The 25,809-nt window shown below is 62.1% G+C and carries 24 protein-coding genes and 2 tRNA genes; 16 read left to right on the forward strand and 10 right to left on the reverse strand.

Features of this window, described 5'->3' with window-relative positions; translation table 11 throughout:
• Window positions 1-90 precede the first annotated feature (90 nt).
• Window positions 91-162: transfer RNA gene (locus QWU43_RS04850), tRNA-Gln, on the reverse strand.
• A gap of 86 nt (window positions 163-248) precedes the next feature.
• On the opposite strand from QWU43_RS04850, the gene QWU43_RS04855 reads away from it, so the two are divergent.
• The 3 genes from QWU43_RS04855 to QWU43_RS04865 all read left to right on the forward strand — a co-directional run bounded on the left by QWU43_RS04855 (window position 249) and on the right by QWU43_RS04865 (window position 5,327).
• Window positions 249-917 carry a TetR family transcriptional regulator gene (locus QWU43_RS04855; RefSeq protein ID WP_370915234.1) on the forward strand — a complete coding sequence of 223 codons (669 nt, stop codon included), beginning with the start codon at window positions 249-251 and terminating at the stop codon, window positions 915-917.
• 71 nt (window positions 918-988) lie between these two features.
• Complete coding sequence (gene mfd / locus QWU43_RS04860; protein ID WP_370917275.1) at window positions 989-4,672, forward strand: transcription-repair coupling factor; 3,684 nt, start codon at window positions 989-991, stop codon at window positions 4,670-4,672.
• A 22-nt stretch (window positions 4,673-4,694) separates the two neighbouring features.
• Window positions 4,695-5,327 carry a MazG nucleotide pyrophosphohydrolase domain-containing protein gene (locus QWU43_RS04865; RefSeq protein WP_370917276.1) on the forward strand — a complete coding sequence of 211 codons (633 nt, stop codon included), beginning with the start codon at window positions 4,695-4,697 and terminating at the stop codon, window positions 5,325-5,327.
• A 46-nt stretch (window positions 5,328-5,373) separates the two neighbouring features.
• On the opposite strand, the gene QWU43_RS04870 is transcribed toward QWU43_RS04865, so the two are convergent.
• Complete coding sequence (locus QWU43_RS04870) at window positions 5,374-5,895, reverse strand: hypothetical protein (protein WP_370917277.1); 522 nt, start codon at window positions 5,893-5,895, stop codon at window positions 5,374-5,376.
• A 39-nt stretch (window positions 5,896-5,934) separates the two neighbouring features.
• Window positions 5,935-6,078: a hypothetical protein gene (locus QWU43_RS04875; protein WP_370917278.1), complete on the reverse strand. Its 144-nt coding sequence runs from the start codon at window positions 6,076-6,078 to the stop codon at window positions 5,935-5,937.
• 147 nt (window positions 6,079-6,225) lie between these two features.
• On the opposite strand from QWU43_RS04875, the gene QWU43_RS04880 reads away from it, so the two are divergent.
• The 8 genes from QWU43_RS04880 (at window position 6,226) to QWU43_RS04915 (ending at window position 13,641) form a co-directional block, all read left to right on the forward strand.
• On the forward strand, window positions 6,226-7,014 hold the full coding sequence (locus QWU43_RS04880; protein ID WP_370915229.1) for a lytic transglycosylase domain-containing protein: 789 nt from the start codon (window positions 6,226-6,228) through the stop codon (window positions 7,012-7,014).
• A gap of 236 nt (window positions 7,015-7,250) precedes the next feature.
• On the forward strand, window positions 7,251-8,528 hold the full coding sequence (gene eno, locus QWU43_RS04885) for a phosphopyruvate hydratase (RefSeq protein ID WP_370917279.1): 1,278 nt from the start codon (window positions 7,251-7,253) through the stop codon (window positions 8,526-8,528).
• 116 nt (window positions 8,529-8,644) lie between these two features.
• On the forward strand, window positions 8,645-9,250 hold the full coding sequence (locus QWU43_RS04890; RefSeq protein WP_370917280.1) for a septum formation initiator family protein: 606 nt from the start codon (window positions 8,645-8,647) through the stop codon (window positions 9,248-9,250).
• Between the two features lie 44 nt (window positions 9,251-9,294).
• Window positions 9,295-9,852, forward strand: coding sequence for a DUF501 domain-containing protein (locus tag QWU43_RS04895; RefSeq protein WP_370915226.1), 558 nt, complete (start codon window positions 9,295-9,297; stop codon window positions 9,850-9,852).
• On the forward strand, window positions 9,849-10,805 hold the full coding sequence (locus tag QWU43_RS04900) for an exopolyphosphatase (RefSeq protein WP_370917281.1): 957 nt from the start codon (window positions 9,849-9,851) through the stop codon (window positions 10,803-10,805). The genes QWU43_RS04895 and QWU43_RS04900 overlap by 4 nt, the downstream gene beginning before the upstream one ends.
• 49 nt (window positions 10,806-10,854) lie before the next feature.
• Window positions 10,855-10,931, forward strand: a tRNA-Leu gene (locus QWU43_RS04905).
• 551 nt (window positions 10,932-11,482) lie between these two features.
• Window positions 11,483-12,655, forward strand: coding sequence for a helix-turn-helix domain-containing protein (locus QWU43_RS04910; protein WP_370915224.1), 1,173 nt, complete (start codon window positions 11,483-11,485; stop codon window positions 12,653-12,655).
• Window positions 12,656-12,810: 155 nt separating this feature from the next.
• Window positions 12,811-13,641, forward strand: a complete 831-nt coding sequence (locus QWU43_RS04915; RefSeq protein WP_370915223.1) for a Bax inhibitor-1/YccA family protein — start codon at window positions 12,811-12,813, stop codon at window positions 13,639-13,641.
• A 196-nt stretch (window positions 13,642-13,837) separates the two neighbouring features.
• Here QWU43_RS04915 and QWU43_RS04920 read toward each other — a convergent pair whose 3' ends face one another.
• From QWU43_RS04920 to QWU43_RS04930, 3 genes are all read right to left on the reverse strand, one after another.
• On the reverse strand, window positions 13,838-14,395 hold the full coding sequence (locus QWU43_RS04920; protein WP_370917282.1) for a hypothetical protein: 558 nt from the start codon (window positions 14,393-14,395) through the stop codon (window positions 13,838-13,840).
• A 32-nt stretch (window positions 14,396-14,427) separates the two neighbouring features.
• Window positions 14,428-14,952, reverse strand: a complete 525-nt coding sequence (greA, locus tag QWU43_RS04925) for a transcription elongation factor GreA (RefSeq protein ID WP_370915221.1) — start codon at window positions 14,950-14,952, stop codon at window positions 14,428-14,430.
• 315 nt (window positions 14,953-15,267) lie between these two features.
• On the reverse strand, window positions 15,268-15,771 hold the full coding sequence (locus tag QWU43_RS04930; RefSeq protein ID WP_370917283.1) for a DUF4307 domain-containing protein: 504 nt from the start codon (window positions 15,769-15,771) through the stop codon (window positions 15,268-15,270).
• Window positions 15,772-15,943: 172 nt separating this feature from the next.
• On the opposite strand from QWU43_RS04930, the gene mca reads away from it, so the two are divergent.
• The 4 genes from mca to QWU43_RS04950 all read left to right on the forward strand — a co-directional run bounded on the left by mca (window position 15,944) and on the right by QWU43_RS04950 (window position 18,526).
• Entirely contained in the window at window positions 15,944-16,819 is an 876-nt protein-coding gene (mca, locus tag QWU43_RS04935; protein ID WP_370915219.1) for a mycothiol conjugate amidase Mca, read from the forward strand.
• Window positions 16,820-17,101 carry a hypothetical protein gene (locus tag QWU43_RS04940; protein WP_370915218.1) on the forward strand — a complete coding sequence of 94 codons (282 nt, stop codon included), beginning with the start codon at window positions 16,820-16,822 and terminating at the stop codon, window positions 17,099-17,101.
• Between the two features lie 93 nt (window positions 17,102-17,194).
• Window positions 17,195-17,965 (forward strand): isoprenyl transferase, encoded by a 771-nt coding sequence (locus QWU43_RS04945; RefSeq protein ID WP_370915217.1) that lies wholly within the window; start codon window positions 17,195-17,197, stop codon window positions 17,963-17,965.
• A 24-nt stretch (window positions 17,966-17,989) separates the two neighbouring features.
• Window positions 17,990-18,526, forward strand: a complete 537-nt coding sequence (locus tag QWU43_RS04950) for a flavodoxin domain-containing protein (RefSeq protein WP_370917284.1) — start codon at window positions 17,990-17,992, stop codon at window positions 18,524-18,526.
• A 42-nt stretch (window positions 18,527-18,568) separates the two neighbouring features.
• Here the strand turns inward: QWU43_RS04950 and coaA are convergent, their stop codons facing one another.
• Window positions 18,569-19,495 carry a type I pantothenate kinase gene (gene coaA / locus QWU43_RS04955; protein ID WP_370915215.1) on the reverse strand — a complete coding sequence of 309 codons (927 nt, stop codon included), beginning with the start codon at window positions 19,493-19,495 and terminating at the stop codon, window positions 18,569-18,571.
• A 174-nt stretch (window positions 19,496-19,669) separates the two neighbouring features.
• On the opposite strand from coaA, the gene glyA reads away from it, so the two are divergent.
• Window positions 19,670-20,980, forward strand: a complete 1,311-nt coding sequence (gene glyA / locus QWU43_RS04960; protein WP_370915214.1) for a serine hydroxymethyltransferase — start codon at window positions 19,670-19,672, stop codon at window positions 20,978-20,980.
• Window positions 20,981-21,128: 148 nt separating this feature from the next.
• Here glyA and pcaD read toward each other — a convergent pair whose 3' ends face one another.
• The 3 genes from pcaD to QWU43_RS04975 form a co-directional block, all read right to left on the reverse strand.
• The gene (pcaD, locus tag QWU43_RS04965) at window positions 21,129-21,926 is read right to left on the reverse strand and encodes a 3-oxoadipate enol-lactonase (protein ID WP_370917285.1); all 798 of its coding nucleotides are present in this window, start codon (window positions 21,924-21,926) and stop codon (window positions 21,129-21,131) included.
• Window positions 21,927-22,259: 333 nt separating this feature from the next.
• Window positions 22,260-22,532: a metal-sensitive transcriptional regulator gene (locus QWU43_RS04970; protein ID WP_370915195.1), complete on the reverse strand. Its 273-nt coding sequence runs from the start codon at window positions 22,530-22,532 to the stop codon at window positions 22,260-22,262.
• Between the two features lie 580 nt (window positions 22,533-23,112).
• Window positions 23,113-25,806 carry an ExeM/NucH family extracellular endonuclease gene (locus QWU43_RS04975; protein WP_370917286.1) on the reverse strand — a complete coding sequence of 898 codons (2,694 nt, stop codon included), beginning with the start codon at window positions 25,804-25,806 and terminating at the stop codon, window positions 23,113-23,115.
• Window positions 25,807-25,809: the final 3 nt, after the last annotated feature.

The following is a 25,809-nucleotide window of genomic DNA, read 5'->3' on the forward strand; positions in this document are numbered from 1 at the left end:
TCCGGTCACTTCGTGTGGCGGATGTTTCGCCGAGGCCCGCAGCCCCGTTTCCTGCGCTGTCTCCCGAGCGGGATTCATCAGTCAAAAAAGCTTCCCCGCCAGGACTCGAACCTGGAAAGCTGGTACCAAAAACCAGAGTGTTGCCAATTACACCACGGGGAAACGCCCGGAAAAGATCCGCAGCAGTTGGAACTCTACCGTATGGGAGGGCGGTCTTTCGACTCGGGAGGGGCGGTAGGATCATCTACATGGTGAGACAGCGCATGACCGGCAAACAGAGACGCGAACAGTTGATCAGCGTCGGCCGGGAGGTTTTCGCCGAGCGGGGCTTCGAAGCGACCAGCGTGGAGGAGATCGCTGCACGTGCCGCGGTGTCCAAGCCGGTGGTGTATGAACACTTCGGGGGAAAGGAGGGACTCTACGCGGTTGTAGTGGATAGAGAGATGCTGCGGTTGGAAGCCCTGATCACCGGCGCATTGTCCACCGGCCGGTCGCGGGAAAGGATCGAGCGGGTGGTGCTCGCCCTGTTCAGTTATGTGGAGGAGCACACCGACGGTTTTCAGATCCTCGTACGCGACCTGACCCCCGGAGTGGAGCGGAGCTACTCCACGATGCTCAATGATGCGGTCGGCCAGGTTGCGCACATCCTCGCCAACGCCTTCACTCGGTCGGGACTGAATCCGGATTATGCGGTGTTGTACGGTCAGGCTCTGGTGGGTATGGTCTCGACGACCGCCCAATGGTGGCTGGACGTCCGAGAACCGACCAAGGAGGAGGTTGCCGCCCACATCGTCAATCTTTGCTGGAACGGTTTGGCGGGGATGGAAGGAACACCGAGACTGCGTTCCATGCCGGATCCGGTGGACGGTGCGAGTCCCGTGGACAACGAGGACATCGGGGGCGGCGTCCCCGGGTAATCACCCGGATCGCCCACCACACCATCAGTATTGGGGCCAGAGCCCCGGAACACCACTCTTCAGGAGCCATCTTGCCCGAGAAAACGTCCGCGTCGGCACCCGCGCTCGCCGGTCTGCTCAAGGTCGCCGCCACCGATCCGAAGCTGAAAGGGCTCGTCGCCCACGTTGATGATCCGCGCCTACACGTGACGGGAATCGATCAGGTCCGGTCGTGGATGATCGGCACACTCGCACAGCACACCCCGCTGCTGGTAGTAACCGCGACGGGCAGGGAGGCGGAGGACCTCACTGCAGAACTCGGGGCAATGCTTGGGGAGAAGGTGGCATGGTTCCCGGCCTGGGAGACACTTCCGCACGAGCGTCTGAGCCCAGGCGTCGATACCGTTGGGTGTCGGGCGAAGGTTCTCCATGACCTGTCAGCGGGGCGGCTGCGTGTCGTGGTAACCGCTGCACGAGGCTTCTGCCAGCCCGTACTCCAGACCTCTCCCGGGCGTAAACCGGTGGTTCTCGAAGAGGGGCGGGATTATGATTTCGGTTCCCTGGTCCGTGAACTGGTCAGCCGGGCGTACAAGCATGTCGACATGGTCGCGCGGCGAGGTGAGTTTGCGACCCGGGGCGGCATCATCGACATCTTCCCCACTACCCTGAGCTACCCGGTGCGCGTGGAATTCTGGGGGGACGAGATCACCGAGGTTCGCCAGTTCTCCGTCGCGGATCAACGCACCATCTCCGAACTCGAGGTCGGTGCGGTGGAGATCTACCCCTGTCGTGAACTGCTCGTCGACGCCACGGTTGCCGGACGGGCACGGAAACTCGCGGTCAGTCATCCTGGCAACGCCACCCTGGTGGAGCTACTGACCACGTTGGGGGAAGGTGAACCGGCAGACGGCATGGAGGCCCTGATCCCGGTGCTCACAGACACCCCGCTGGTCAGTCTTCCGGAACTCATGCCAGAGGGCACACACATCCTTGCCTGTGCCCCTGAGAAGATCCGCACCCGAATCGAGGATCTGGTCACCACAGATGCCGAGTTCCTCGCCGCCGGCTGGGAAGCTGCCGCGATGGGGGCATCCGGTCCCGTCGCGGCCGAGGGCCTGGATCTATCTGCGGGATCATACCGGTCGTGGGAGTCCCTCGTGGTGTCCGCACGGAACGTGGGGTCCCCGTGGTGGACGTTTGGACCATCCGGGATGCTCGGTGACGCCGCGGAATCGGAGACACTACCACTCGAATTTGTTGCGGGACCGACCCCGCGTGGTGATCTGAAAGAGATCGACGCCATGATGGCTCTGCTCCTGGAACACACCCGAGCCGGTGGGCGCGCAGTGTTCATCGCACCGGGTGCCGGTCCGGTCAAACGTATGACGGAGCGTTTCCGGGAGAAGGGAATTCCCGTTCGCGCAGCGACGCCGGGCTGGGAACCGAGCCCGGGTGAGGTCACCCTCTACCGGGCGCTGAGCCACGCGGGGCTGGTGTTCCCGAAGGTCCGGAAGCTGAAGGATGCGGCGGCGCTGCCCCTGGTCGTCATCACCGAGACAGATCTGACTGGCAACCGGGTCGGGGACATCGCGGGAGCCAAGCGGCGGCCCGCGAAGCGTCGTAACAAAGTTGATCCGCTTGCCCTGAAGCCCGGGGATCTCGTCGTGCACGAGTCGCACGGTATCGGCCGATTCGTGGAGATGACTGAACGGACGATCACCACCGGCGACGGCACATCGCGCCGGGAATACCTCGTCATTGAGTATGCACCGTCGAGACGTGGCGGCCCCGGCGACCAACTCTACGTCCCGATGGACGCCCTCGACCTGCTCTCCCGCTATGTCGGAGGCGAGAAACCTGCACTATCGAAGATGGGGGGATCGGACTGGAAGAACACCAAGAAGAAAGCCCGGTCCGCAGTCCGGGAGATCGCCGGTGAACTCATCGAACTGTATGCGAAACGACAGGGTTCCCCCGGGCATCCGTTTGCCCCGGACACTCCATGGCAGCGGGAGATGGAGGAGAACTTCCCCTACGTCGAGACCGAGGATCAGATGCTCGCGATCGACGCCGTGAAGGAGGACATGGAGAAACCCGTGCCCATGGACCGGGTCGTTGTCGGCGATGTCGGCTACGGCAAGACCGAGGTTGCGGTACGTGCCGCGTTCAAAGCGGTCCAGGATGGGCGTCAGGTCGCGGTCCTCGTTCCCACGACGTTGCTCGCACAGCAGCATTTGTCCACCTTCACCGAGCGCATCGACGGGTTCCCCGTCAGTATCGAGAGTCTCTCCCGATTCACCTCGACGGCAGATTCGAAGCGGATCCTCGCGGGGTTGGCTGACGGCGCCGTCGATATTGTTATCGGTACCCACCGACTGCTTCAGACCGGTGTGAACTGGAAGAATCTCGGACTTGTCATCGTGGACGAGGAACAGCGCTTCGGTGTCGAGCATAAGGAGCACATCAAGGCACTGCGTACTCACGTCGATGTGCTCACCATGTCTGCGACACCGATCCCGAGAACCCTCGAGATGTCGATGGCAGGCATCCGGGAGATGTCGACGATCCTCACGCCACCCGAGGACCGGCATCCGGTCCTCACCTACGTCGGTGCACAGGAAGACAAGCAGATCGCCGCGGCGATCCGGCGGGAACTGCTACGCGACGGGCAGGTATTCTACGTGCACAACAAGGTCAAGACCATCGAGAGGAGAGCAGCGCAGCTCCGCGAACTGATCCCCGAAGCGAGGGTTGTCGTCGCTCACGGACAGATGGGGGAGGAACAGCTCGAACAGACGGTCCAGGGATTCTGGGACCGTGAATATGACGTGCTCGTGTGCACCACCATCGTCGAAACGGGCCTGGACATCGCCAACGCCAACACCCTCATCGTGGAGAACGCCCACCACATGGGGTTGAGTCAGTTGCACCAGTTGCGTGGCCGGGTAGGGCGCTCCAGGGAACGCGGTTACGCGTATTTTCTCTATCCGAAAGGACAGATGCTCACGGAGACCTCCTATGATCGGCTGGCGACGATCGCGCAAAACAACGATCTAGGAGCCGGCATGGCTGTAGCGATGAAAGACCTGGAGATGCGTGGTGCCGGTAATGTGCTGGGTGCAGAACAGTCCGGACACATCGCGGGCGTCGGATTCGACCTCTACATCCGGCTCGTCGGCGAAGCTGTCGAGATGTACCGCGCCATCGCTGACGGTAAACCACTGGATGCGACGGACAAGACGCCGAAGGAGATCCGGGTCGATCTCCCCGTCGACGCACACATCCCCGAGAACTACATCAATTCCGAGCGGCTGCGCCTCGAGGTCTACCGGAAACTCGCGCAGTCCCAGTCGGAGCAGGATCTGAAGCTCGTTGTGGAAGAGATGGAGGACCGCTACGGGCCTGTTCCACTGGAAGTGGAACGTCTCCTGTCGGTTGCACGACTGCGTCACCAGTGTCGTGCCGCGGGGATCACCGATATCGGTGTTCAGGGTACCCGGATCAAGGTGCACCCGGTTGAACTTCCCGATTCGAAGCAGGTCCGGTTGAAGCGGCTTTATCCGGCGTCAAATTACCGGGCGGCGGCGCAAGCCATCCAGTTGAGTTTCCCTAAGGCAGGCCGGAAGATCACGGACCCGCAGCTTCGTGATGTGGCTCTCATCCAGTGGTGTGCGGACTTCCTCAGTGGGATGTTCGATATCCCTGCCGTGGATGTCACCGCAGGTCGAGATACAGCGGGAGCCAGAAATCCAGGGATCATCTCGATCCGGGGGTGAACATCGCCGTTACCATGTCGGCATGACGGTTCTCATCCTTGATCCCGGGTCTCCGACATTGATTCCCGCTGAAACAATCACCGCTGCCCGAATGGCCGGTGATTCCGTCGCCTTTGGTGAGGTTGTTCCAGCGACGGTGCGGGAGCTCTTCGGCGCTCTGGGGGTACGGCAGTCAGGGGTGCGGAGTGCGACTCTGTGGGTGGACACTGACCCAGCGTCAGCGGAGGTGCGCCGCCGCGTCGAGGCGGGTGAACGGGTTGGTGGACCCGGTGCATCCGGTATCGGCGCAGCCCGGATCGCGATGTCCCGTGCCCTTGAGATCGGGGAGTGGGAGAGAAACCAGGACCACGTCAGTCTCCTGCCCTATTTACGGGAGGAGACCGAAGAATTCGCGGAAGCCGTACAGGCGCACGCGGCGGGCCATCCCGAAGCCGTGGTACCCCTTCTCGGTGAACTGGCGGATGTGCTGCTGCAGGTGCTCTTCCACGCGGAGATTGCGGCGTGCAGGGGAGATTTCGATTTCACCGATGTCGCTGATGCGTTCACCGCGAAACTCCGCAGCAGGGCGCCCTATCTTTTTGACGGAACCACCTCAATGGTGTCCGCGGAGGAACAGGAACGGATCTGGCAGGCCGCGAAGAACCGGGGCGGGTGACAGTTTTTCGCCGGTTTTCTTCAGCGGAGTGCGCTGGGAAACGGGGTCAGGAGCTCAGTGCCGGAGGGAAGGCTGGTGCGGGAACGGCTTTTTCTCCCGTGGTGAGACCGACGATCTTGTCCAGGTGGAATTTACCGGGATTGAGGGCATCCAGGAGTTTTACCAGTGCAGCGATGATCTTGGTGATCTCGGAGCTACCGAAGCCATCACCGATGGTGGCGTCGCTTTCTTTTTCCACCAGGTCACACTTCGCGGCGCGTTCAGCTAGTTCCTTTGCCTGCTCCGTGGTTACTGGCTCCGTTGCATCCGGGCTGCCGTAAAGCTGCTGGATAAGTGCTGTGTTGTCATCGTCGATCGCTTTGCGCAGTCCTTTCTCGGTCATTTTCTTCTTCAGGAGACCGGCGTCGGTGAGAACGCTCTCGACATCTCCGCAGGAAATCGCCGATGCCTTGGTGTCTCCGAGGAGGAATCCGTTGAACTCGGTCTGGTAGGCGGATGCAGGTGCAGCGAACCCCGCAGCGGCAAGTGAGATCGTTGTGGTAGCGGTGATCAAGCGTTTGTTAAACATGGTGCTCCTCTTGAGGCAATTCTGTGGTTTGCTGCCACCCTATCCGAAAGACTGATCCAGCTCCCGCCGTGGTGCTGCGATCTCATCCTCCGGGTAGCGGGCCGGGGTGACCGCTGAACTCTGTGCGGGAAGCTGGCGGGAGAGATCCGAGCTGCTCATCGCCGCGAGAAGAACGGATTTCATCAGTCTGCGCTGTCAGGCCCCGGCACCCGGGGGAACTCTGGCACGTGGTGGAACTGAAGTGACGGAAAGTGTTTTTTGGTGGTGGCGGGTGCACGGGTAACGACGGATTGGGGTGTCGTGACCCCTTGGTGGGTAGAATGCGCCGCTATGAGTTCTGGAGTCCGCCGCCCCTTCGTCGCCGGCCTCACCTCGGTTCTGGCCGTGGTGATGGTCGTCGCCTTCGTCGGTTGGGTCCTGTCTTTCCTCAACGGCCCCAGCCCGATCCGTCAACTGCAGCCTGTCCCCGATAATGTTCCGCCCGCGACGGGAGAGGCTGTTCCCCGGATCGACGTCAACGCCCCCGGACGAACCTCGCTCAAGCTCGGTTTCTGGGCTGAACCTCTCGCCGCGGACACAGGCATCCCCGTGGCTGCGGTGCAGGCCTACGGAAATGCGGTGCTCATTGCCCAGGACAGTTGGCCGAACTGCAATCTCTCCTGGAACACCCTCGCGGGAATCGGTTATGTCGAAACCCGTCACGGAACCTATTCCGGGAAGCTCTTCGGGGCCGCGAGAATCGGTGAGGACGGTGTGGTCAATCCACCGATCATCGGTGTTCCGCTTGACGGTGGTCCCGGGCTGGCCAGGATTGCGGACACCGACGGTGGTGCATTGGACGGGGACACGGAAGTGGACCGGGCAGTCGGGCCGATGCAGTTTATCCCGTCCTCGTGGCGGATCTACGGGCGTGATGCGAGTGGGGACGGCGTGGCTGATCCCCAGCAGATCGATGATGCGGCTCTCTCCTCGGCGGGGCTGCTTTGTGCCCATGACAGAAATCTCGGAACTCCGGAGGGGTGGTCGCAGGCGGTGCGTTCCTACAACAACTCCAACGATTACCTGATCAAGGTAAGGGATGCCGCGGCCGCCTATGCGTTACGCCAACCACCGGTGTGACATTCTGCCCGGTTGAACGTCTCGGCAGCACGGCCGGACATTTCATGGAACAATTGACGGTGAGCGTTCCGCATGGTCGCCGACCATCAGATTCCTCCGGGGTATGTCTCCCTAAAGTGCCCGGTTATTTCCGGTTTCCTGGGGAATTGCCCGGGTGGTGTGTTCCGGTTGAGGGCCTTGTGCGGCGCCACGTAAAACGACAACCGTATGAACACCCAAAAGCATAGGAGGCCATTGTGGCTGAGATCATGCACGTATTCGCCCGCGAGATTCTGGATTCCCGGGGTAACCCGACCGTCGAGTGTGAGGTCGTCCTCTCCGACGGTTCCGCAGGAAAAGCGGCTGTTCCGTCAGGCGCTTCCACCGGCGTACATGAGGCACATGAACTGCGTGACGGCGGCGACCGTTACCTGGGTAAGGGTGTGCTCAAGGCTGTTGAAGCCGTCAACGAGACCATCGTCGACGAACTCGCCGGCATGGAAGCTGACGACCAGCGTGAGATCGATCAGGTCATGATCGACGCCGACGGTACCCCGAACAAGTCCAAACTCGGAGCGAACGCCATCCTTGGTGTCTCGATGGCAGTGGCCCACGCCGCAGCCGACTCCGCCGGCCTGCCGCTCTTCCGCTACGTCGGCGGCCCCAATGCTCATCTCCTCCCGGTGCCGATGATGAATATCGTCAACGGTGGCGCACATGCCGACTCCGGTGTCGACTGCCAGGAGTTCATGATCGCTCCGATCGGTGCCACCAGCTTCAGTGAGGCACTCCGCATGGGGGCGCAGGTTTACCACACCCTCAAGGGCGTCATCAAGGAGAAGGGCCTGTCCACCGGTCTGGGTGATGAGGGTGGCTTCGCTCCCTCGGTCGGTTCCACTGCAGAGGCCATTGACCTCATCGTCGAGGCCATCGAGAAGGCTGGCTTCACCCCGGGCGAGGACGTTGCTCTTGCCCTTGACGTCGCGGCCTCCGAGTTCTACAAGGACGGCAAGTATCACTTCGAGGGTGGCGAGCGCACCGCTGAGGAGATGAGCAAGGTCTATGGCGATCTCGTCGCCAAGTACCCGATCGTCTCCATCGAGGATCCGCTGAACGAGGACGACTGGGAGGGTTGGAAGGCTCTGACCGCCGAAATCGGCGATAAGGTTCAGATTGTCGGCGATGACCTCTTCGTCACCAACCCGGAGCGTCTCAAGCAGGGCATCGATAACGACGTCGCTAATGCGCTGCTGGTTAAGGTCAACCAGATCGGTACCCTGACCGAGACCTTCGACGCAGTCGAGATGGCCCACCGTAACGGTTACCGCTGCATGATGAGCCACCGTTCGGGTGAGACCGAGGACACCACCATCGCAGATCTGGCTGTGGCACTGTCCTGCGGCCAGATCAAGACTGGAGCACCGGCCCGCTCCGAGCGCGTTGCCAAGTACAATCAGTTGCTTCGTATCGAGGAACTGCTCGGCCCGGCGGCACGTTACGCCGGACGCGCGGCCTTCCCCCGTTTCGGTAAGTAACACCCCTCCTGGATCAGGACGCACCGGGTCCGGGTCTCCCCTGAAGGGAGGCTCCGGGCCCGTTTGTGTGCCGGTTCTCGCGTGTCCGCCCACTGGCACGGTACGATCAACACACCATGGTGAATAAAGCACACAAGCGGCGGGGCCGGGTACCCGTGACCAACCGTACGAAATCCGGGCGGCGGCCCGACACGGTGGTGTCTGCACGTGCACAGGGGGCTGGTGGGCGGTTCAGTGCACTGCAGGTCGGAATCCTGATTGGCGTGCTCATTCTCGTTCTGGTCATGATCGCAGTACCGGTGCGCAACTATTTTCAGCAGCGTGCGGAGATCTCCCGGCTTAATGCGTCTATCGTTGAACGCAGTGAACGCCGTGAGATGCTCATCGAGGAGATCGACAAGTATCGCTCTGATGCCTACGTCCGTGAGCAGGCCCGGAAACGGCTCGGGGTCATAGAACGGGGCGAAACTCCTTTCCGTGTCATCGATCCGGAGATCACCGCGAGTACAACAACCGGTTCTGGAGAGCGAGACACTGCGGCACCGGTCAGTACCGACTGGTGGACCGTACTGTGGAACTCCGTGGCGAATAGGGATAGCGGCGTGAGCTTTCCGGGATCGGAATCAGATCCCGGCTCCACCGAAGAACCCGGGGACGGTATTCCACCGAGCATCGTGCAACCGCAACCGGATGCGCAGACTGATCCCGCCCCAGCAGACTGACCCCGTACTTTCCCGCAGTGCGGGATGACAAGGAGAACAAGCCAATGACCGTCACCGACGCAGATATCGCGCACGTTACTGAGCAGCTCGGTCGTACTCCGCGTGGTGTGGTCGACATCGCCTACAGGTGCCCGGACGGGGCGCCTGGTGTGGTCACGACGTCACCGCGGCTGCCCGACGGAACGCCTTTCCCCACGTTGTACTATCTCACGGACCCCAGGCTCACCGCCGAAGCTTCACGGCTTGAGGTTGCCCACGTCATGAAATGGATGACTACCCGCCTCGTCGAGGACACCGAACTCGCATCGGACTATGCCGCCGCACACCGCCACTACCTTGAACGTCGTAACGCCCTTGAGGATCTCGGTACCGACTTCTCCGGTGGCGGAATGCCGGAGCGGGTGAAGTGCCTCCACGTCCTCATTGCCTATGCTCTCGCAGAAGGTGCGGGGCACTTCCGTCTCGGTGATGAGGCCGTGGCACTCGCCGCCGAACACGCCGGGTTGAGGGGAACAGCTATCCCGGAAGACTGGCCGAGCTGTTCTGACCTCGGTATCGACATCGGACAGTTCGACTTCAGCAACGCGGAGGTGCGGAAATGACGCGGCTCGCCGCAATCGACTGCGGCACCAACTCCATTCGACTGCTCATCTGTGAGGTCGGCGGTGGACAGACCCGGGAGATTCACCGAGCGATGGAAATCGTTCGGCTGGGTGAAGGAGTGGACGCGAACGGCGAGATTTCGTCGGCCGCGCTCGATCGTACCCGGGCAGCTCTCGAGCGCTACGTCGAGATCATGGAGATCGAACGTGTCACTGATGTCCGTATGGTCGCCACCTCTGCGACCCGTGACGCCCATAACCGGGAGGACTTCTTCCGGATGACCCGCCAACTCCTCGGGCGTATCAAGTTCGGCGCGGTCGCCGAGGTTATTACCGGAGAAGAAGAGGCCGCCCTCAGTTTCCGTGGTGCGGTGGCTGACCTTCCGGCTGAGATTGGCCCTTTCTGCGTCATCGACCTCGGAGGTGGATCCACGGAATTTGTCGTCGGAACCATAGACGGGGGAATCCTCGGAAGTCATTCCGCCCAGATGGGCTGTGTCCGGGTCACCGAACGCATCATGCGTTCAAACCCGGCCACCGACACCGAGGTCGAGATCGCTCGTGAGTATGTTGCCGAGCGCCTGGAGCAGGTTCGTGCCATCGTTCCGGTCGACCAGGCCCGTACCTTCGTCGGCTGCGCGGGGACCTTCACGACGCTCTCAGCACTCGCACTAGGCCTGGAACACTATGACGCCAGCGCCATTCACGGTTCCATCCTCCGCTTCGCGGCACTCCAGGTGCTCACCGACCACCTCATCTCCGAGACTTCGGAGCAACGGGCCACAAATCCGGTCATTCACCCCGGGCGTGCGGATGTTCTCGGTGGTGGTTCCGTGGTTGTCCAGGGGATCATGGATCTCGCCCGCGAGTCCGCCGGAGCGGACCACATGGTTATCTCCGAGAAGGACATCCTCGACGGAATCATCGCCGGGCTCGCCGACGAACTGGAGTAGCAGCACCATCCACGGTGTATTGCACGGATACGCTAAACTGTGCCGGTACGCCCCTATAGCCCAATTGGCAGAGGCAGCGGACTTAAAATCCGCGCAGTGTGGGTTCGAGTCCCACTGGGGGCACCATGAGCAGGGAAAACACCCTAGATCGCCAGCGAAAAGCGGTCGAGGTGTCCAAAGTATCGGGATGACGTGTGGAATGGTTCGTATCGTCTGGCCCGGTTTGGACTGTTGCTCCGCTTGGTGGAGAGGGCAGTTCTGGCCTGCTCAAGGATTCATCAGATCGGGGACGTGAACAACTGTGGCCCCCTGTGTTTTCGTGTTTTCGGTGGTGCGCCGTGTGATCGGGGATGTGCGGTGGGCCTCAGCATCCTCCGGAGGGCATAGCCGGACAGAAGCTTTTATCACATGACGTGACCGGGGGATTCGAGATGGAGTGTGATTTCTGTGTCTGAGTGCTTTACTGGGTGCTTGCAACTGTGATTTTTCGCACGGTACCCCATGATGGGGGTAAATAATTGCGTGGGGGTATACGAAAGAAGGATAGGGTGACCTCACAATATGGCCCAATCGCCAACTAACGGCAGCGATTGTCACCTGTGTAGAACGTGCTCTAATATCGCTTTGCCGTTAACATCATTTAGGTTAGCGTCGCCTAAAGATGATTGAGGTACGACATGGTTGTCTCATACCCCCACCCGGCCCTTTTGTGGTGTCACTCGGGTTCCGCGACCATCAGCGTCGGAGCCTGGGAATGTGAACTACCTGCGGGTGAGCTCTGCTATGCGGCAGGTCCGTCTACGGTGTCCGGCGATGGTCTGGTCATTCCCATCGTCTTTCCGAATCTGGGTATTTCAGGGCCTTCGCGTCGGGTCCACCTGGGCGTGGACTGGGGGGATTTCATGGTCTACGAGTTCTCCCGTTCGCTGGGTTATCTTCGTGGAACACGGACCTTGTCTCCGGAGATCTCGCGACTCTTCGATGACCCGGCCGCACCACCTCCTGCCCCAGAAGCCGAGGAAGCCAACGCTGTAGCCCAGCGTCTGCGTATCAATCCCGGTGACCAGACATCTCTCGAAGAGTTTGCGGAGCAGTACAGGGTTTCCGCAAGGACTCTCCAGCGTCAGTTCCTCGCCTCGACGGGTCTGACATTCTCCGAATGGCGTACCGCGTACCGGGTTTCCTCTGCCGCCGAACTCCTCGCCAGGGACTTCTCGGTGGCCGTCGCGGCTAATCTCGTCGGGTTTGCCGCGACTTCTTCGTTGACCAGGGCGTTCCGCAGGCACACTGGTTGTACGCCGTCTGCCTACACGCCCGGTTCCGTGGGGATGGCTCCGGCGGGCACCCCGCCGCAGATTCCTTCATCGAGTACCTGGCACCGTTCGACGGGATCAGATGTCGTTCTCTGGGTCTATCGTGGTACCGCGACATTGACCACTCCCGGGTACTGCCGCTTCCTCGGAAACGGAGATAGTGCGACGATCCCGGCGGGCACCAACACCAGGCTCGACATCGCCGCCGGATCGATCGCCCTGCCGATGAGTGCCGCCGACGATCTCGACGAGGCGCCCCGCCTCGAGGATGTCGTTGACTACTACCGGAGCGCTCTCGGAGTGGTCACACGGAGTGACACCGCTTCGGCGCCGTCCGTGTTCACCTTCACGCAGAAGATGGATGAAGCGCGGCAGCTTCTCCGTGCAGGTCTCCGCCCCAAAGATGTCTCACGGACAGTGGGATATCGTTCTACGGCCGCTTTTTCCCGGGCATTCAAGGGAATGCACGGTATATCGCCACGGGACTTCCAGAACGAACAGTTTGCGGAGATTGCCGTCCGTTCCGCGTCTCAGTGATCTGTTGACGATGAAACCCGGTGACAGGTCGGTAACCTGTTGCGGGGTTTCATCGGCCAGTTGTGCACGTCCGGGAACTTTGTGGCGGGTCCAGGCGTTGTAGGGATGTACACCTTCACGACGAATCTCGAACACAAGAAAGGACCAGGGACGACGTGCGTAGTAGTAACCCTGTTCTCAGTTCACTGACGGGCGGCTCGCGCCAGCCTCAGCAGAACCCCTACCAGACGGGCTACCCGCAGGCCGGCTACCAGGATCCGTACCTCGCCCAGCAGAGCGACGCATCCGGTGCACAGCGCCCGATCACCGTGGATGACATCGTCACCAAGACGGGCATCACCCTGGGTATCATCATCGTGCTCGCGGTGGTCAACTTCTTCATAGGGACGATGATCAATCCCGGCCTCGCGATCGGGCTCACCTTTGTTGGCATGATCGGTGGTCTGATCACCGTGCTGATCTGCACGTTCGGTAAGAAGTACGGTTCTGCACCCCTCACCTTGACGTACGCCGCCTTTGAGGGGTTGTTTGTTGGCGGTATCTCCCTGCTGCTCTCCGGTGTTCTCGTCGGTGGAGCGAATGCCGGAGCGCTCATCGGTCAGGCTGTGCTCGGTACCGTCGGCGTCTTCCTCGGTATGTTGTACGTCTACAAGACAGGCGCCGTGAAGGTCACCCCGAAATTTACGCGCATCCTGATCGGCTGCATGATCGGTGTGATGGTGCTTGCCATGGGTAACTTCCTGATGTCTATGTTCACCTCCTTCAACGTGCTGCGTGACGGTGGACCCCTCGCCATCATCTTCTCCCTGGTTTGCATCGTGCTCGCCGCTCTCAGTTTCCTCGTGGACTTCGACTCCGCGGACAAGCTTGTTCGTGCGGGCGCACCTGCGAACATGGCGTGGGGCGTCGCCCTCGGACTCGCGGTTACCTTGGTGTGGCTGTACACCGAGATTCTTCGGCTGTTGAGCTACTTCAGCAACCGCTGACAGGCTGACTTCTTAAACTGCGGAAAACCTGACAAATTTCCCGTTATCCCTGCTGTAATCGCGGAAGGATGACGGGATTTGTCGGTTCTGAGATAGATCCGGGGAGATAGAAAACTCGCTGAACAAGACTTAACAAGAGAACCCGGACACCGTGGGTCTGCGCGGTGTCCGGGTTCTTGTCGTGAAGAGATATCGCTTACGGCGCTATAGTTTCCCCGTCGACGATGATCTGGGTGAATGCTATTCCCTGTGGGGTGTTGCGCGGCAGGTTCAACACCACGTCGACGTCCGGAGTTGTGCGCTTCTTGCCGTCGACACAGGTCGGGTCACAGGTGTTCGTGATCCGGGTTGCGGTTCCGGTCGCTTCTTCGGTGCCCCATGTGAGCCAGACGATGTCCACGAGACGGTCCTCGTTACCGGAGCAAGCCAAATTCAGAGTGGTCGGGCGCTGGGTGGGCGCACTGACACAGTTGATGACTCCGGGAAGGGAATCATCTGCATTAGCATCCGATGTGGTTGTTGACGTCGATGCGTCGGAAGTCGACGTCGTCGTACTGCTCAACGTGTTCGAGTCACCGTGCTTTGTTGTGGTGGACGAAGGGGTAGCCGAGTCCTTCTCGATACTTGCGGGAGAGGACAGCTCGGTTGCGGTGACGACGCGGTCTTCGGTCGGAACCTCATGGGGGGGAGAACAGGCTGCAAGCGCCAGGGTGGCTGCAGCGACGGCTGCGAGGGTACGGGTACGGGTGGTCATGATCGTTTCCGGGCCTTTCATGTGGGGCTGGATTAGCTCTGGGAGCGCAGAGTGGCGTACTTCTCGGAGTTGTACGGTTCAGCGGAGACGATGGTGACACTGATGACTCGGCCATTCGGGGCCGTGTATTCACGGGTCTCACCTTCACGCGCACCCAAAACCGCGGCACCCAGCGGAGCCTGCTCCGAGTAAGTCTCGAGATCCTTGTTGTCACTGGCCGCTGCACGGGTTCCGATGAGGAACGTCTCTTTCTGGGACTCGTCGCCGTCGTAGTAGACATGTACGACGGAACCTACATGGGCCACACCTTCTTCCACGGCAGCCCGCTCGGTTGTGGAGTTGGCCAGGATCTGGGAGATCTGCTGGATGCGGGCCTCTTCCTCCACCTGCATCTCACGAGCTGCGTCGTAACCGGCGTTCTCCTTGAGGTCACCCTCTTCGCGGCGCTCGTTGATCTCCGCAGCGACCACCGGACGGTGCGCGATGAGCGCGTTGAGCTCCGTCTCGAGCTTCTTCTTCGTTTCCGGGGTGATGTACTGCTTCTGAATGTCAGCCATGGTGTCGGTGCCTTCCCAGTGTTCGTCGTCGAGGTCGACCGGTGGCTGTCGCGCACCGTCCGATCTGTCCCTGCGCCGATGCGGTCATCGGTGCGCTCGTCCGACGCGGGGTGTTCCCCGACTGACAGTGCCCCGAGTGCCCGTACCCGGAGGACGCTGAACGTCAGGGCACGGCCCACGGGGCGTGACTGTGGTGCCTTGGCATGTGCATCCGGTAACCGGGACACATGCTCGGGGAACAGCGCGGAACAAACGCGTGTCGTCAGGGCTGTTTCGCGATGGATTCTAACACACGGGTGGCGTTCGGGGGCCGGTTCAGCGAGGTTCCGCCTCTGTCAGATATGCGGGTACCTTCTCATGACAGCCATACACCTTGCCTGCGACGGGGAGACCTCTCGTCGGGACGTCGACGGTGTAGCGTTCCGTCGCATCGCCTCCTGCCGGAATCATGAACTCTCGACGGCCTACCTCGATCTTGTCGTAGTCCAGTGCCTGGATTATGCAGTAACTGTCGGCTTCGGTGTTCTTCCGGGTGACGTCAACGAACACTCGTAACGTCGACTCATCCTCAGCTCGCTCAAACCCCGATGTCGTCGCGTTGACCGTGGCGGCGGCAGTTTTCTGGAAGTACTGAACCGTGACCACCACGGCCACTACGAGAAAGAGAATCGCGCCTACCGCGATGATGCGGCCGGAGAGGTTACCGCGGCTGCCGTCGGCGGTGACGGCGTAGCGGTCGGTCGGAAGTGGTCGACGGTGGGGAGGGGTCTCCACGGTGGCGGTTTCCTGTCTGTCCGGATGCCCGGCGGCGGTGGACACCGGACGCCGGATACACCATATAAGGGTGTACAAACGCCATGATAGACGTGCGTGGGGGCGCCGGTGCAGGGTGGTTGGGGGTTGTCTAGGATGGTTCCGGGAAAACGTCGCCGCTGCACGGAAGCCGTGCCCGGTGTACCGTAACCGGCCCCGAAAGAAGGACGATGACACTGTGAGCCACCACCGCCTGCTGGCCATCCACGCACATCCCGATGACGAAGCGAGCAAGGGTGCGGCCACACTCGCCCGCTACGCCGCAGAAGGCGCCGAGACGATGGTGGTCACGTGCACCGGCGGTGAACGTGGCTCGATCCTCAATCCGGCAATGAATCGTCCCGGGGTACTGGAGAACATGGACAGGATCCGGAGAGATGAGATGGCCGCATCTGCTCGCGCACTGGGGTGCCGACACAAGTGGCTCGGGTACGTCGATTCCGGTCTCCCCGAAGGGGATCCGCTGCCACCGTTGCCCGAAGGATGTTTCGCGCTGGTGGACAATGACCTGATTGTGCAGAAGCTCGTCCGGATCATCCGGGACTTCCGTCCCCAGGTCATCATCACCTATGACGAGAACGGCGGCTACCCACATCCCGACCACCTCAAGGTCCACGAAGTATCGATGCTTGCGTGGGATGCCGCCGGTGATCCTGATTACCATCCTGAAATCGGTGAGCCGTACACACCGTTGAAGCTCTATTACGCGCACGGTTTCATCAGGCAGCGGATGCAGATGTTCCATGATGAACTTATGGCCATGGGGAAGCCCACCCCCTTCGGGCCTATGCTCGAACGCTGGAACGGCGATCGTGCCGATATCATGGCTCGGGTGACTACCCAGGTACAGTGCGCCGCCTACTTTGACCGGCGGGATGATTCGCTTCGTGCGCATGCGACCCAGATTGATCCCGCGGGTATTTTCTTCGCGGCTCCCGTTGCCATGCAGCGTAAACTGTGGCCGACAGAAGAATTTGAGCTGGCGCGGACCAGGGTGCGGACCACCTTGCCGGAAACGGATTTGTTCGCGGGTATCGGGACAGAGGAGAAGTAGATGGACATCCATGGCGTTGCGGGTGTCATTCTCGCGCAGGCTGAACGGTCGGGACCGCTCGGGCCGGAGTTCGGTAAGGCGTCTCCAGTGGGGCTGTTCGTTCTGGTGCTCCTCGGCGCCATAGTCCTCTACATAGGGTGGGCGTTAAGTCGCAGGGTTCGGCAGATGGCGCGCAGAAGGGAGTTCGCTGAGGCACACGGCATTGATCCCTTTGATCAGGAGGCGATCAATGTAGAGATGGAGAAAGCTGGACTCAGTCCGAGCAGGCGCTTCTGGTTCTGACGGAACTCCGGTGGGAGCTGGAGCGTACTGTGACAGTTCCCACGCTCCACCCGCCGCCCCAGGCGGGGGCGGCGGGTGACTAGAATTGGCAGTGTGAACCTTCTACCTCAACTGCTGTATCCGGTCTATGAGAACCGGCTGCGCCGCGAGATTCGCGGCCGTCGGCGACCGAAGCATGTTGCGGTCATGTGTGACGGGAACCGTCGCTGGGCTCGTGAAGCGGGTTTTGCCGATGTGAGCCATGGGCACCGTGTCGGGGCGAAGAAGATCGGTGAGATGATTCGTTGGTGTGATGAGACCGGCGTCGAGCTCGTCACGGTTTATCTACTGTCGACCGAGAACCTCGGGCGTGCGGAAGACGAACTGCAACTGTTGTTCGACATCATAGGTGACGTTGTTGATGAGCTCGCTGATCCGGAAACAAATTGCAGGGTTCGTCTCGTCGGGCACCTGGATCTGCTTCCCGATTGTTTCGCAGACCGCTTGCGCGCTGCGGCACTGAAGACCGGTGAACACACCGGGGTCACGGTCAACGTTGCTGTCGGGTATGGCGGGCGTCAGGAAATTGTCGACGCGGTGCGGGATCTTGTGGCCGAAAAATCCGACGAAGGGCTTACTCCGGCGCAGATCGTCGGGGAGATCAGCGTGGACTCGATCTCCAAGCACCTCTACACCTCAGGACAACCCGATCCCGATCTGGTCATCCGAACATCAGGCGAACAACGTCTCTCCGGATTTCTGTTGTGGCAGGCCGCGTATTCCGAGATCTGGTTCACCGACACCTATTGGCCCGCGTTCCGCAGGATCGATTTCCTCCGGGCGCTCCGCTCCTACGCTTTCCGGAGTAGACGCTTCGGAAAATAACCTGCCCTCAGTGAGGACCCATCGATGAGTACGCCCGAACCAACCGTCATCTTCGACACCGTCTACGGATCCACCGAACACTACGCCCGGACCTTCGCCCAACACCTTGGGGTCGCTCCGGTAGTTCTGTCGGATGCCCCGCCATCCATCGACCAGATACCGGGGACCGGGCCACTCGTTGTGTTCTCCCCGAACTACGCCAGCCAGATCAGCGGAGCGAAATGGCTCCGGGACAAGGATCTCGACAGTCGCCCCACCGCACTGGTGGTTGTAGGTATGAGTGTCAGCTCATGGGCCCGTTCCCGGGACGGCGCCGCGAAGGTACTCGGTGACAACGCCGACAAAGTCACCCGTTTCTACCTTCCTGGACGGCTCAACCACTCGCAGCTCAGCCGGATCCACCGGGGTGCACTGTGGTCGCTCAACCAGATGCTGCGGCGCAAGTCCAACCGCAATGAGAATGAGGAGCAGATCGTCCACGAGTACGGGCGTGACATCGACCGTGTCGATGATGCGGAGCTTGGTCCTGTGGAACAGTGGGTTCACCGTCACCGGGCCTGACATTGCATCCCGGATGTGGGAGACGGCGTCGGCAGCCGACCCCTAGATCTTGCGCATCCGAACTCGCTGCACGAGGTGGTTGCGGCCCTTCACCAGGACCAATGACGCCCGTACGCGGGTGGGAAGAATATTCTCCACCAGGTTCGGCAGGTTGACCGACTGCCAGATCTCCCGCGCGACCTGCCGTGAGTCCTCGTCATTGAGGTTGGCGAAATGCGCGAAATGTGATCCCGGCTTACTGAACGACGTCGCGCGTAATGCCATGAACCGCTGGATGAACCAGTCTTCGATGTCATCCGTGTGTGCGTCCACGTACACGGAGAAGTCGAAGAGGTCGCTCACCATTAGCGTGGGCCCCGTCTGCAGGACATTTAGCCCCTCCAGAATGAGAATGTCCGGCTGTCGGACCTCGATCATCTCACCCGGTACCCTGTCATAGAGTTCATGCGAGTACACCGGCGCGTGACACACGGGGCTGCCCGATTTCACATCGGTGACGAAACGCATCAGCGCACGCTGATCGTAGCTTTCCGGGAAGCCCTTGCGTGTTGTCAGTCCGCGACGTTCCAGTTCTGCAGTGGGGTAGAGAAACCCGTCGGTGGTCACCAGATCCACCCGTGGATGGGACTCCCACCGCTGCAACAGCACCTGCAGCAGACGCGCCGTCGTCGACTTTCCCACGGCAACGGAACCGGCGACACCGATGATGAACGGGACATGTTCTGCGGGCTTATCCACGAACGTCGAGGTCGTGCCGATCAGTTTCTGCCGTGCCTTCACCCGCAGATGGATGAGACGGGACAGCGGCAGATATACTTCCGCAACCTCGTCGAGGTCGATATTTTCGCCGATACCCCGTAACTGGATGACTTCGTCGGCCGTCAAGACCTGCGGCATAGACTTACGCAGATGCCGCCATTCGGTCCGATCGAAATCCAGATACGGGCTGATCTCCCGTGGGCGTGCCATGCATCCATTGTGCACAACACCGATGAACACCCCGACACGGGGGCCGGGTGTGCCCGTGAGCAGACCTCTCTGTCCACATTCCCCGCCGTGCGGGATAGACTGGCGTGGCATTTGAATATCCCGGGGCGTGGTCTTGTCCCGGGAGGTGCTGACACGAAGGGAAACCGGGCACACATGACCGAATCCAGCTCCACCCCGACCACCGATTCACGATGGCTTCCGCTGGCTGAACTCGACCCCGCCGTCGAACAGGTTCTCCGCGATGAACTCGCGCGTCAGCGGGACACCCTCGAGATGATCGCATCCGAGAACTTCGTCCCACGCGGAGTACTGCAGGCGCAGGGCTCCGTCCTGACGAACAAGTATGCGGAAGGCTACCCCGGACGCCGGTACTACGGCGGCTGCGAGCACGTCGACGTCGTCGAGGAACTCGCCCGCGATCGCGCCAAGGAGGTCTTCGGGGCGGAATTCGCGAACGTCCAGCCGCACTCCGGTGCGCAGGCGAACGCCGCGGTCCTCATGGCCCTGGCCAACCCAGGCGACAAGATCATGGGCCTCTCGCTGGCCCACGGTGGGCATCTCACCCACGGCATGAAGCTCAACTTCTCCGGCAAGCTCTACGAGGTCGCCGCCTACGGCGTTGAAGAGGACACGTTCCGCATCGACATGGACCGCGTCCGCGAGCAGGCCATCAAGGAGAAGCCGCAGGTCCTCATCGCCGGCTGGTCCGCCTACCCGCGGCACCAGGACTTCGCCGCGTTCCGGTCCATCGCGGATGAGGTCGGCGCGAAACTCTGGGTCGACATGGCCCACTTCGCGGGTCTCGTCGCCGGTGGCGTGCACCCCTCCCCGGTCCCGCACGCCGATGTCGTGTCCACCACTGTCCACAAGACCCTGGGCGGACCCCGTTCCGGCATGATCCTGGCGAAGCAGGAGTGGGCCAAGAAGCTCAACTCCTCGGTGTTCCCCGGACAGCAGGGCGGACCGCTCATGCACGTTGTCGCCGCGAAGGCCGTCGCCATGAAGATCGCCGGCTCCGAGGAGTTCGCCGCCCGCCAGCAGCGCACCCTCGATGGTGCCCGTATCCTCGCTGAGCGCCTCACCGGCTCCGACTGCACCGCGGCCGGCGTCGACGTCCTCACCGGCGGCACCGACGTCCACCTCGTGCTCGCGGACCTCCGCAACAGTGAACTCAATGGCCAGGAGGCCGAGGACCTGCTGCACCAGGTCGGCATCACCGTCAACCGCAACGCCGTGCCCTTCGACCCGCGCCCGCCGATGGTCACCTCCGGCCTGCGGATCGGCACCCCCGCGCTCGCCACCCGTGGCTTCGATGACGCCGCGTTCACCGAGGTCGCCGACATCATCGGCACCGCCCTGGCGAACGGAAAGAACGCCGATGTCGACGCGCTGCGTGCCCGCACCGCGAAGCTCGCCGAGTCCTACCCGCTGTACGAGGGCCTCGAAGAGTGGAAGATGCTCTGATCCTTCCCGTATTCCCGGACGGTTCAGGTACACAGTCACTTCATCGGCCGGATGACCGATCCGACCCGTGACGTGGAAAACCGCCCGTCCCACCGTTTGCACCCGGGTGGGGCGGGCGGTTTCGTGTCCGGTTGTTGTCCGGGCTGGATCAGACCGCGGTGGTGAAATGCTCGGCGAGCAGTTGGTTGACCACGGCGGCCTGCTCCACGTTGACGAGGTGGGCGGCCGGGCTCACGGACTCGAGACGGGCACCGGGGATTCCATCGGCGAGGACGCGCACCACGTCCGGCGGGGTGGAGGGGTCGTCGGCGGCGGAGATGACCAGCGTCGGGGCGCTGATCTCACCCAGCCGGGGGCGGGAGTCGAACTCGGCGAGTGCCTCGCAGCACGCCGCGTAGCCCTCGTCCGGGGAGGCGGACACCATCGCCTCATAGTCAGTGAAGGCTCCGGCCTCACCGAACGTCGGTGTGAACCAGTTGTGTGCGACGGTGTCCGCCAGGGCCTTCGTCCCCTCCGCACGCACGGTGGCGGCCTTGTCGCGCCATGTCTGTTCCTCGCCGAACTTCGCCGCGGTGGACACCAGGGTCAGACTGGTCACCCGCTCGGGTGCGTCGAGCGCGATCTGCTGGGCGATTGCGCCGCCGAGGGAGAGTCCGACGATGTGTGCACGTCGGACTCTCATGTCGTCGAGGGTCGCGAGCACGTCCGCCGCGAGATCCGGCATCGAGTAGGGCCCGTTCGGCACCGGGGAGGCACCGTGACCACGAAGATCCACGGCCACCAGGGGCCACTTCTCCGATAACGGTCCGATCTGTTCCTCCCACATCGAACGGTCGGAGCCGAGGGATCCGATGAGGACCACCGGGATGCCGTCTGCCGTTTCGCCGGTTGCCTTCACGTTGAGCCGGACGGTGGAACGTGAGGTGTTGTTGTTTTTCTCGGGCATGGAGCCGATCATCCTTCCGTCACCGCACGGGGGACCGGCGGTGTGGTCTCGTCTGGTCTCTGCTAGTCGGATCATCGCCGAGTGTAGCGCCTGTACCCGGGAGTGGAGACGGACAGACTCAGCTCCGCTTGAAGAGGCGAGCGAGAAATCCGGTTGGCGGTTCATCGGCGTGTCCCGGGCACCGCTCCGATTTCGGGACGTTGCGCATGACCTGTTCGACGTGTTGGCCGCATCCGGCCCAGGTTGTTTTCCCGCATTTGCGGCAGGTGACTGCTCTACACATCGTGTTCTCCTTGATTGGGTTAGCGGTTTCTGTGAGGTGTGGTCGGGTGCTCAGGCGAGCATGAGAAACAGTTTCTCCAGTTCCTCGGGGGTGAGGTCGCCGTCCTCCCGGGAGTCTTCGTCACGGAGGCACCCTTTCATCGCTCCGGAGATGATGGCGTAGCCGGCCCGGTCGAGAGCCGAACTGAGGGCAGCCAACTGGGTGACGACGTCCCGGCAGGGCGCGCCAGATTCCGCCGCTTCGATGACGGCGTTCAGTTGTCCGCGTGCGCGGCGCAGCCGGTTGAGTATGCGTTTCTTGTCCTCGGGCTGGAAGTCGGTCATGGTGGTGTCGCTCCGTGGGATTGAGGTGGGTTTTCGTGCAGTTTGCCGTCAGGACCGGTTGGGTTTGAGGACGACGTTGGTTGTGCCCCCATTCGGGCTTCGAGGGTTAGTATGCCGCCGGAGAGGGGCACGGCGTCGATACCGTTCTGATCTCTGATCGCGGAAACGGTAGGCCAGATACGAATACGCGTTGGACGTGTACAGGATCTGGGATTGGCCTTCCGTCCGCGGTGCTGTGCAGTGATTCCAGGGCCTGGATGGGCAAGATGCCCGCGGTGTTTTTCTTTTCCGTCTAGTAGAGGAGTCTGTAGCTCGCGAAGGTGATAGAACAAGTTCGAGGGCGATGATTTTGACGGATTTGGCCGGGTGCGGGAGTGTGGGCGCAGATGATTCCGACTGTGACACCTCCGGCGATGATGAGTCTCATGGTGTGTTGACGGGAGTACCGATACGGAATTATATACCCCCCGGGGTATATGGGTGCAAGTAGTCCACTGCTCCATCGGAGTTGCGGAAACACGGAACGGGCCCCGCACCGTTACTTCCGGATGTGCGGGGCCGCCCCCTGGGCACCGTGTGCTCAGGGGTGGAGCAGTCCCTTTAGTGCGGGGAGTCCGGTGATCCACGCAATCAGTCCACCGAGGCCCAGCAGTGCCAGGACGCCCGCTATCACGGCCCGGAACGTCGAACTCTGCACCGCCCCCGTCGATCCGTCCGGTGTTCCGGGATCGGGAACTCCCGTTCCGGGATCCACGTCGTCCGGTGCGCCTCCACCGAGGGAGAACCCGACCTTGATCGGATCATGGTCGGAGGCACGGAACGGGTCGGGGGCGAAGTAATCGACCGCGTTAACGTTCCGCCTCGAGTACTCGAACGCGGTGGACTCGTCGGAGTTGATGTCCCACACATCGGCTCCCGTGGTCACCGCCATACCCCGCCGGTTGGCCAGGACATGGTCGAGGGAACCCAGACGGCCCCCGTACTGGTAGCTCGTCCCGGCGTCGAAGTGCCGGCCGACGTTGGTGAATCCGGCGTCCTCGATGATCCGCACCGCGTCCTCGCGGGAATAGGAGTTCAGGTCCCCGATGATGAACTGCGGGAGGTCACCCCAGTCCTCTTGATCCGCGAGCCAGGACACCAGCGCCAGGGACTGGGCGGCACGCAACCTGGCATTGTTGCCCTGACCGTCGCCGGTGTCCGCGTCACCGCGAGCGACAGAACCCTTCGACTTGAAGTGGTTGACCACCGCCACGACGTGTGTGCCGCCGTCCACCGGAGCGAATTCCTGGGCGAGTGGTTCCCGGGCGATGCCGGTGAAGGCCTCGTCCATGAGGATCCTGGACTCACCGACCGGACGGACGCGCGCCGGATCGTAGATGAAGGCGGTGCGGATCACGTCACCAGCACCCGACCCAACCGGAATGGTCGTTGGAGAAGGCACCGCGGCCCAGTTCCCTCCGGCTGCATTCAGTGCGTCGACGAGATGGTTGAGCGTGGCGTCGCGGTCGTGTCCGAACCGGGAACTGTCCTCAATCTCCTCCAATCCGAGGATATCGGCGTCCAGGGTGTTGATCGCAGAGACGATCTTCGCCCGCTGGTCCGCCAGCGCCTCCGGTGTATAGGCGCCCCGGACCGTGCAGCGGTCACCGGTTACCGGAATACCGGCACGGTCCGTGACCGGAGCACACCCCGGTTCGTCGCGGCCGAGATCGGTGAAGAAGTTGAGGACGTTGAAGCTCGCCAGGCTCGTGTCGCCACCGACCTCGTCCGGCCCGCCGCGTTCCGCATCCCGGCCGGAGGTCCAATCCACCGGTAGGCCGTCTGCCGGGGTCGAACCATCGACGGGGGTGGTCGGCTGCAGGGTCCATGACCCGAAGGAGTAGCCGAGCACCATCGGCCGAGAAAAGGTCACGTGATCCCCGGTGCGAAGGGGGCGGGGCTCTCCACCGGCGCTGAGATACGGCAGAGGCACGTCGCGGGCCTCATTGTTGCGGAGGAAATCACGGGAACTGCCGTCGTCGATTGTCAGCAGTCGGCGTGCGTTGTCCCGCTCGTACGCGATAGCGGCCGCGCCGGGCTGGACAACGTCGGTCGCCTGGTACAGCGGGGTGTCACCCGCGACCACACCGAAGCTGCCGTATCTGTTGAGGTTGTAGTTCTCGGTCACCGTGTGCACGCCCGTTGGCTGGAAGAGCATACCTTCGTGGGCTTCCCGCAGTGCCGGATCCTCGGGGATCGTGTCGGTGACCGGGGTGACGGGTTCCGCGCAGTCGTGTGTGGTCGCCGCGTCGATCGGGACGAATTGCCCCGCGACCTGGGTCTGTCCGTGGAATTCCGAAACCGTTCCGGTGACGCTCACGCAGGAACCGATGAGATCAGTAGAGGGCTCGGAACCCCGCCCGGTGTAGATGAAGACACCCGTGGATGCCGCATTCGCGCCGTGGAGCTGACCGGTGCCTCCGGTCTGCAGTGCGAAACCGCCGAGTCCGCCGTCCGGCCAGGTGGCGGTGATGATTCCGGTGGTACGTACCTTCTCATTGACGAGCGGGGAGACGTCACCCACGCCCTGAATCTCCGCGATCGTCACCTCTCGGGGATCGGCTGGGGCGGGTGTTCCGGGATCCGGTTCGGGATCAGGGACCGTGGCGCCCATGGCTGCGCCGCCCGAGTACCTCGGGGAGGGGACGGCGGCGGTGAAATCCGTGGCATTGTCATCGGTGTCCGCCCCGTCGTCACCGCGGGTGGCTGCCAGAGTGTTGTCCAGAGACTGTGCCGGGGTTCCCTCGGAAACCGCTGCGCCGCCGTAGCCGAGGATGTCGATGGCGGAACCGCCGGCAGTGTCGGCGTTGAACGGGGTGGCGTCGGTGGCCAGGACCACCGCACCGGCCCTGCTTCCCACCGCGAGCTGTGGTGCGTCGATGTCTGCCGCGAAGTCGACGGTGCCACCGGATCCCCGTGCCCCGCGGATCAGCAGGTGGGAGTGCGGTGCGATTGTCCCCGTCAGCTCACTGATCTGTCCGGGTTTCGCCGTCGTGTTCTTCGCGGAGAGGTACTGCAGGGTCCACCCGTCGACGCTGATGGGGGAGCTGGTCGGGTTGTACAGCTCGATGAAGTCCGAAGTGAGTGCGGCATCCTTGTTTCCGCCACCACCGTAGACCTGGCTGATGACGATGTTGTCTCCGGCGGGTGTCGCTGTCGAGGGGAGAACTCCCGCGAGTAGGGAGACACCGACAGTGATGAGGGCGGTGGTCGGGAGTGAGAGTCGTCGTGTCATGAC

Origin of the sequence: Corynebacterium sp. CCM 9204, assembly GCF_041357695.1 — a bacterium.
Classification (GTDB): domain Bacteria; phylum Actinomycetota; class Actinomycetes; order Mycobacteriales; family Mycobacteriaceae; genus Corynebacterium.

Coding starts and splice junctions, on each gene's coding strand:
- QWU43_RS04890 (WP_370917280.1), top strand. CDS start 8,645: ATGGTGAATAAAGCACACAAGCGGCGGGGCCGGGTACCCGTGACCAAC.
- QWU43_RS04975 (WP_370917286.1), bottom strand. CDS start 25,806: ATGACACGACGACTCTCACTCCCGACCACCGCCCTCATCACTGTCGGT.
- coaA (WP_370915215.1), bottom strand. CDS start 19,495: ATGGCACGCCCACGGGAGATCAGCCCGTATCTGGATTTCGATCGGACC.
- QWU43_RS04970 (WP_370915195.1), bottom strand. CDS start 22,532: ATGACCGACTTCCAGCCCGAGGACAAGAAACGCATACTCAACCGGCTG.
- pcaD (WP_370917285.1), bottom strand. CDS start 21,926: ATGCCCGAGAAAAACAACAACACCTCACGTTCCACCGTCCGGCTCAAC.
- glyA (WP_370915214.1), top strand. CDS start 19,670: ATGACCGAATCCAGCTCCACCCCGACCACCGATTCACGATGGCTTCCG.
- QWU43_RS04910 (WP_370915224.1), top strand. CDS start 11,483: ATGGTTGTCTCATACCCCCACCCGGCCCTTTTGTGGTGTCACTCGGGT.
- QWU43_RS04920 (WP_370917282.1), bottom strand. CDS start 14,395: ATGACCACCCGTACCCGTACCCTCGCAGCCGTCGCTGCAGCCACCCTG.
- QWU43_RS04880 (WP_370915229.1), top strand. CDS start 6,226: ATGAGTTCTGGAGTCCGCCGCCCCTTCGTCGCCGGCCTCACCTCGGTT.
- greA (WP_370915221.1), bottom strand. CDS start 14,952: ATGGCTGACATTCAGAAGCAGTACATCACCCCGGAAACGAAGAAGAAG.
- QWU43_RS04940 (WP_370915218.1), top strand. CDS start 16,820: ATGGACATCCATGGCGTTGCGGGTGTCATTCTCGCGCAGGCTGAACGG.
- QWU43_RS04950 (WP_370917284.1), top strand. CDS start 17,990: ATGAGTACGCCCGAACCAACCGTCATCTTCGACACCGTCTACGGATCC.
- QWU43_RS04870 (WP_370917277.1), bottom strand. CDS start 5,895: ATGTTTAACAAACGCTTGATCACCGCTACCACAACGATCTCACTTGCC.
- QWU43_RS04900 (WP_370917281.1), top strand. CDS start 9,849: ATGACGCGGCTCGCCGCAATCGACTGCGGCACCAACTCCATTCGACTG.
- QWU43_RS04855 (WP_370915234.1), top strand. CDS start 249: ATGGTGAGACAGCGCATGACCGGCAAACAGAGACGCGAACAGTTGATC.
- QWU43_RS04865 (WP_370917276.1), top strand. CDS start 4,695: ATGACGGTTCTCATCCTTGATCCCGGGTCTCCGACATTGATTCCCGCT.
- QWU43_RS04895 (WP_370915226.1), top strand. CDS start 9,295: ATGACCGTCACCGACGCAGATATCGCGCACGTTACTGAGCAGCTCGGT.
- QWU43_RS04875 (WP_370917278.1), bottom strand. CDS start 6,078: ATGAAATCCGTTCTTCTCGCGGCGATGAGCAGCTCGGATCTCTCCCGC.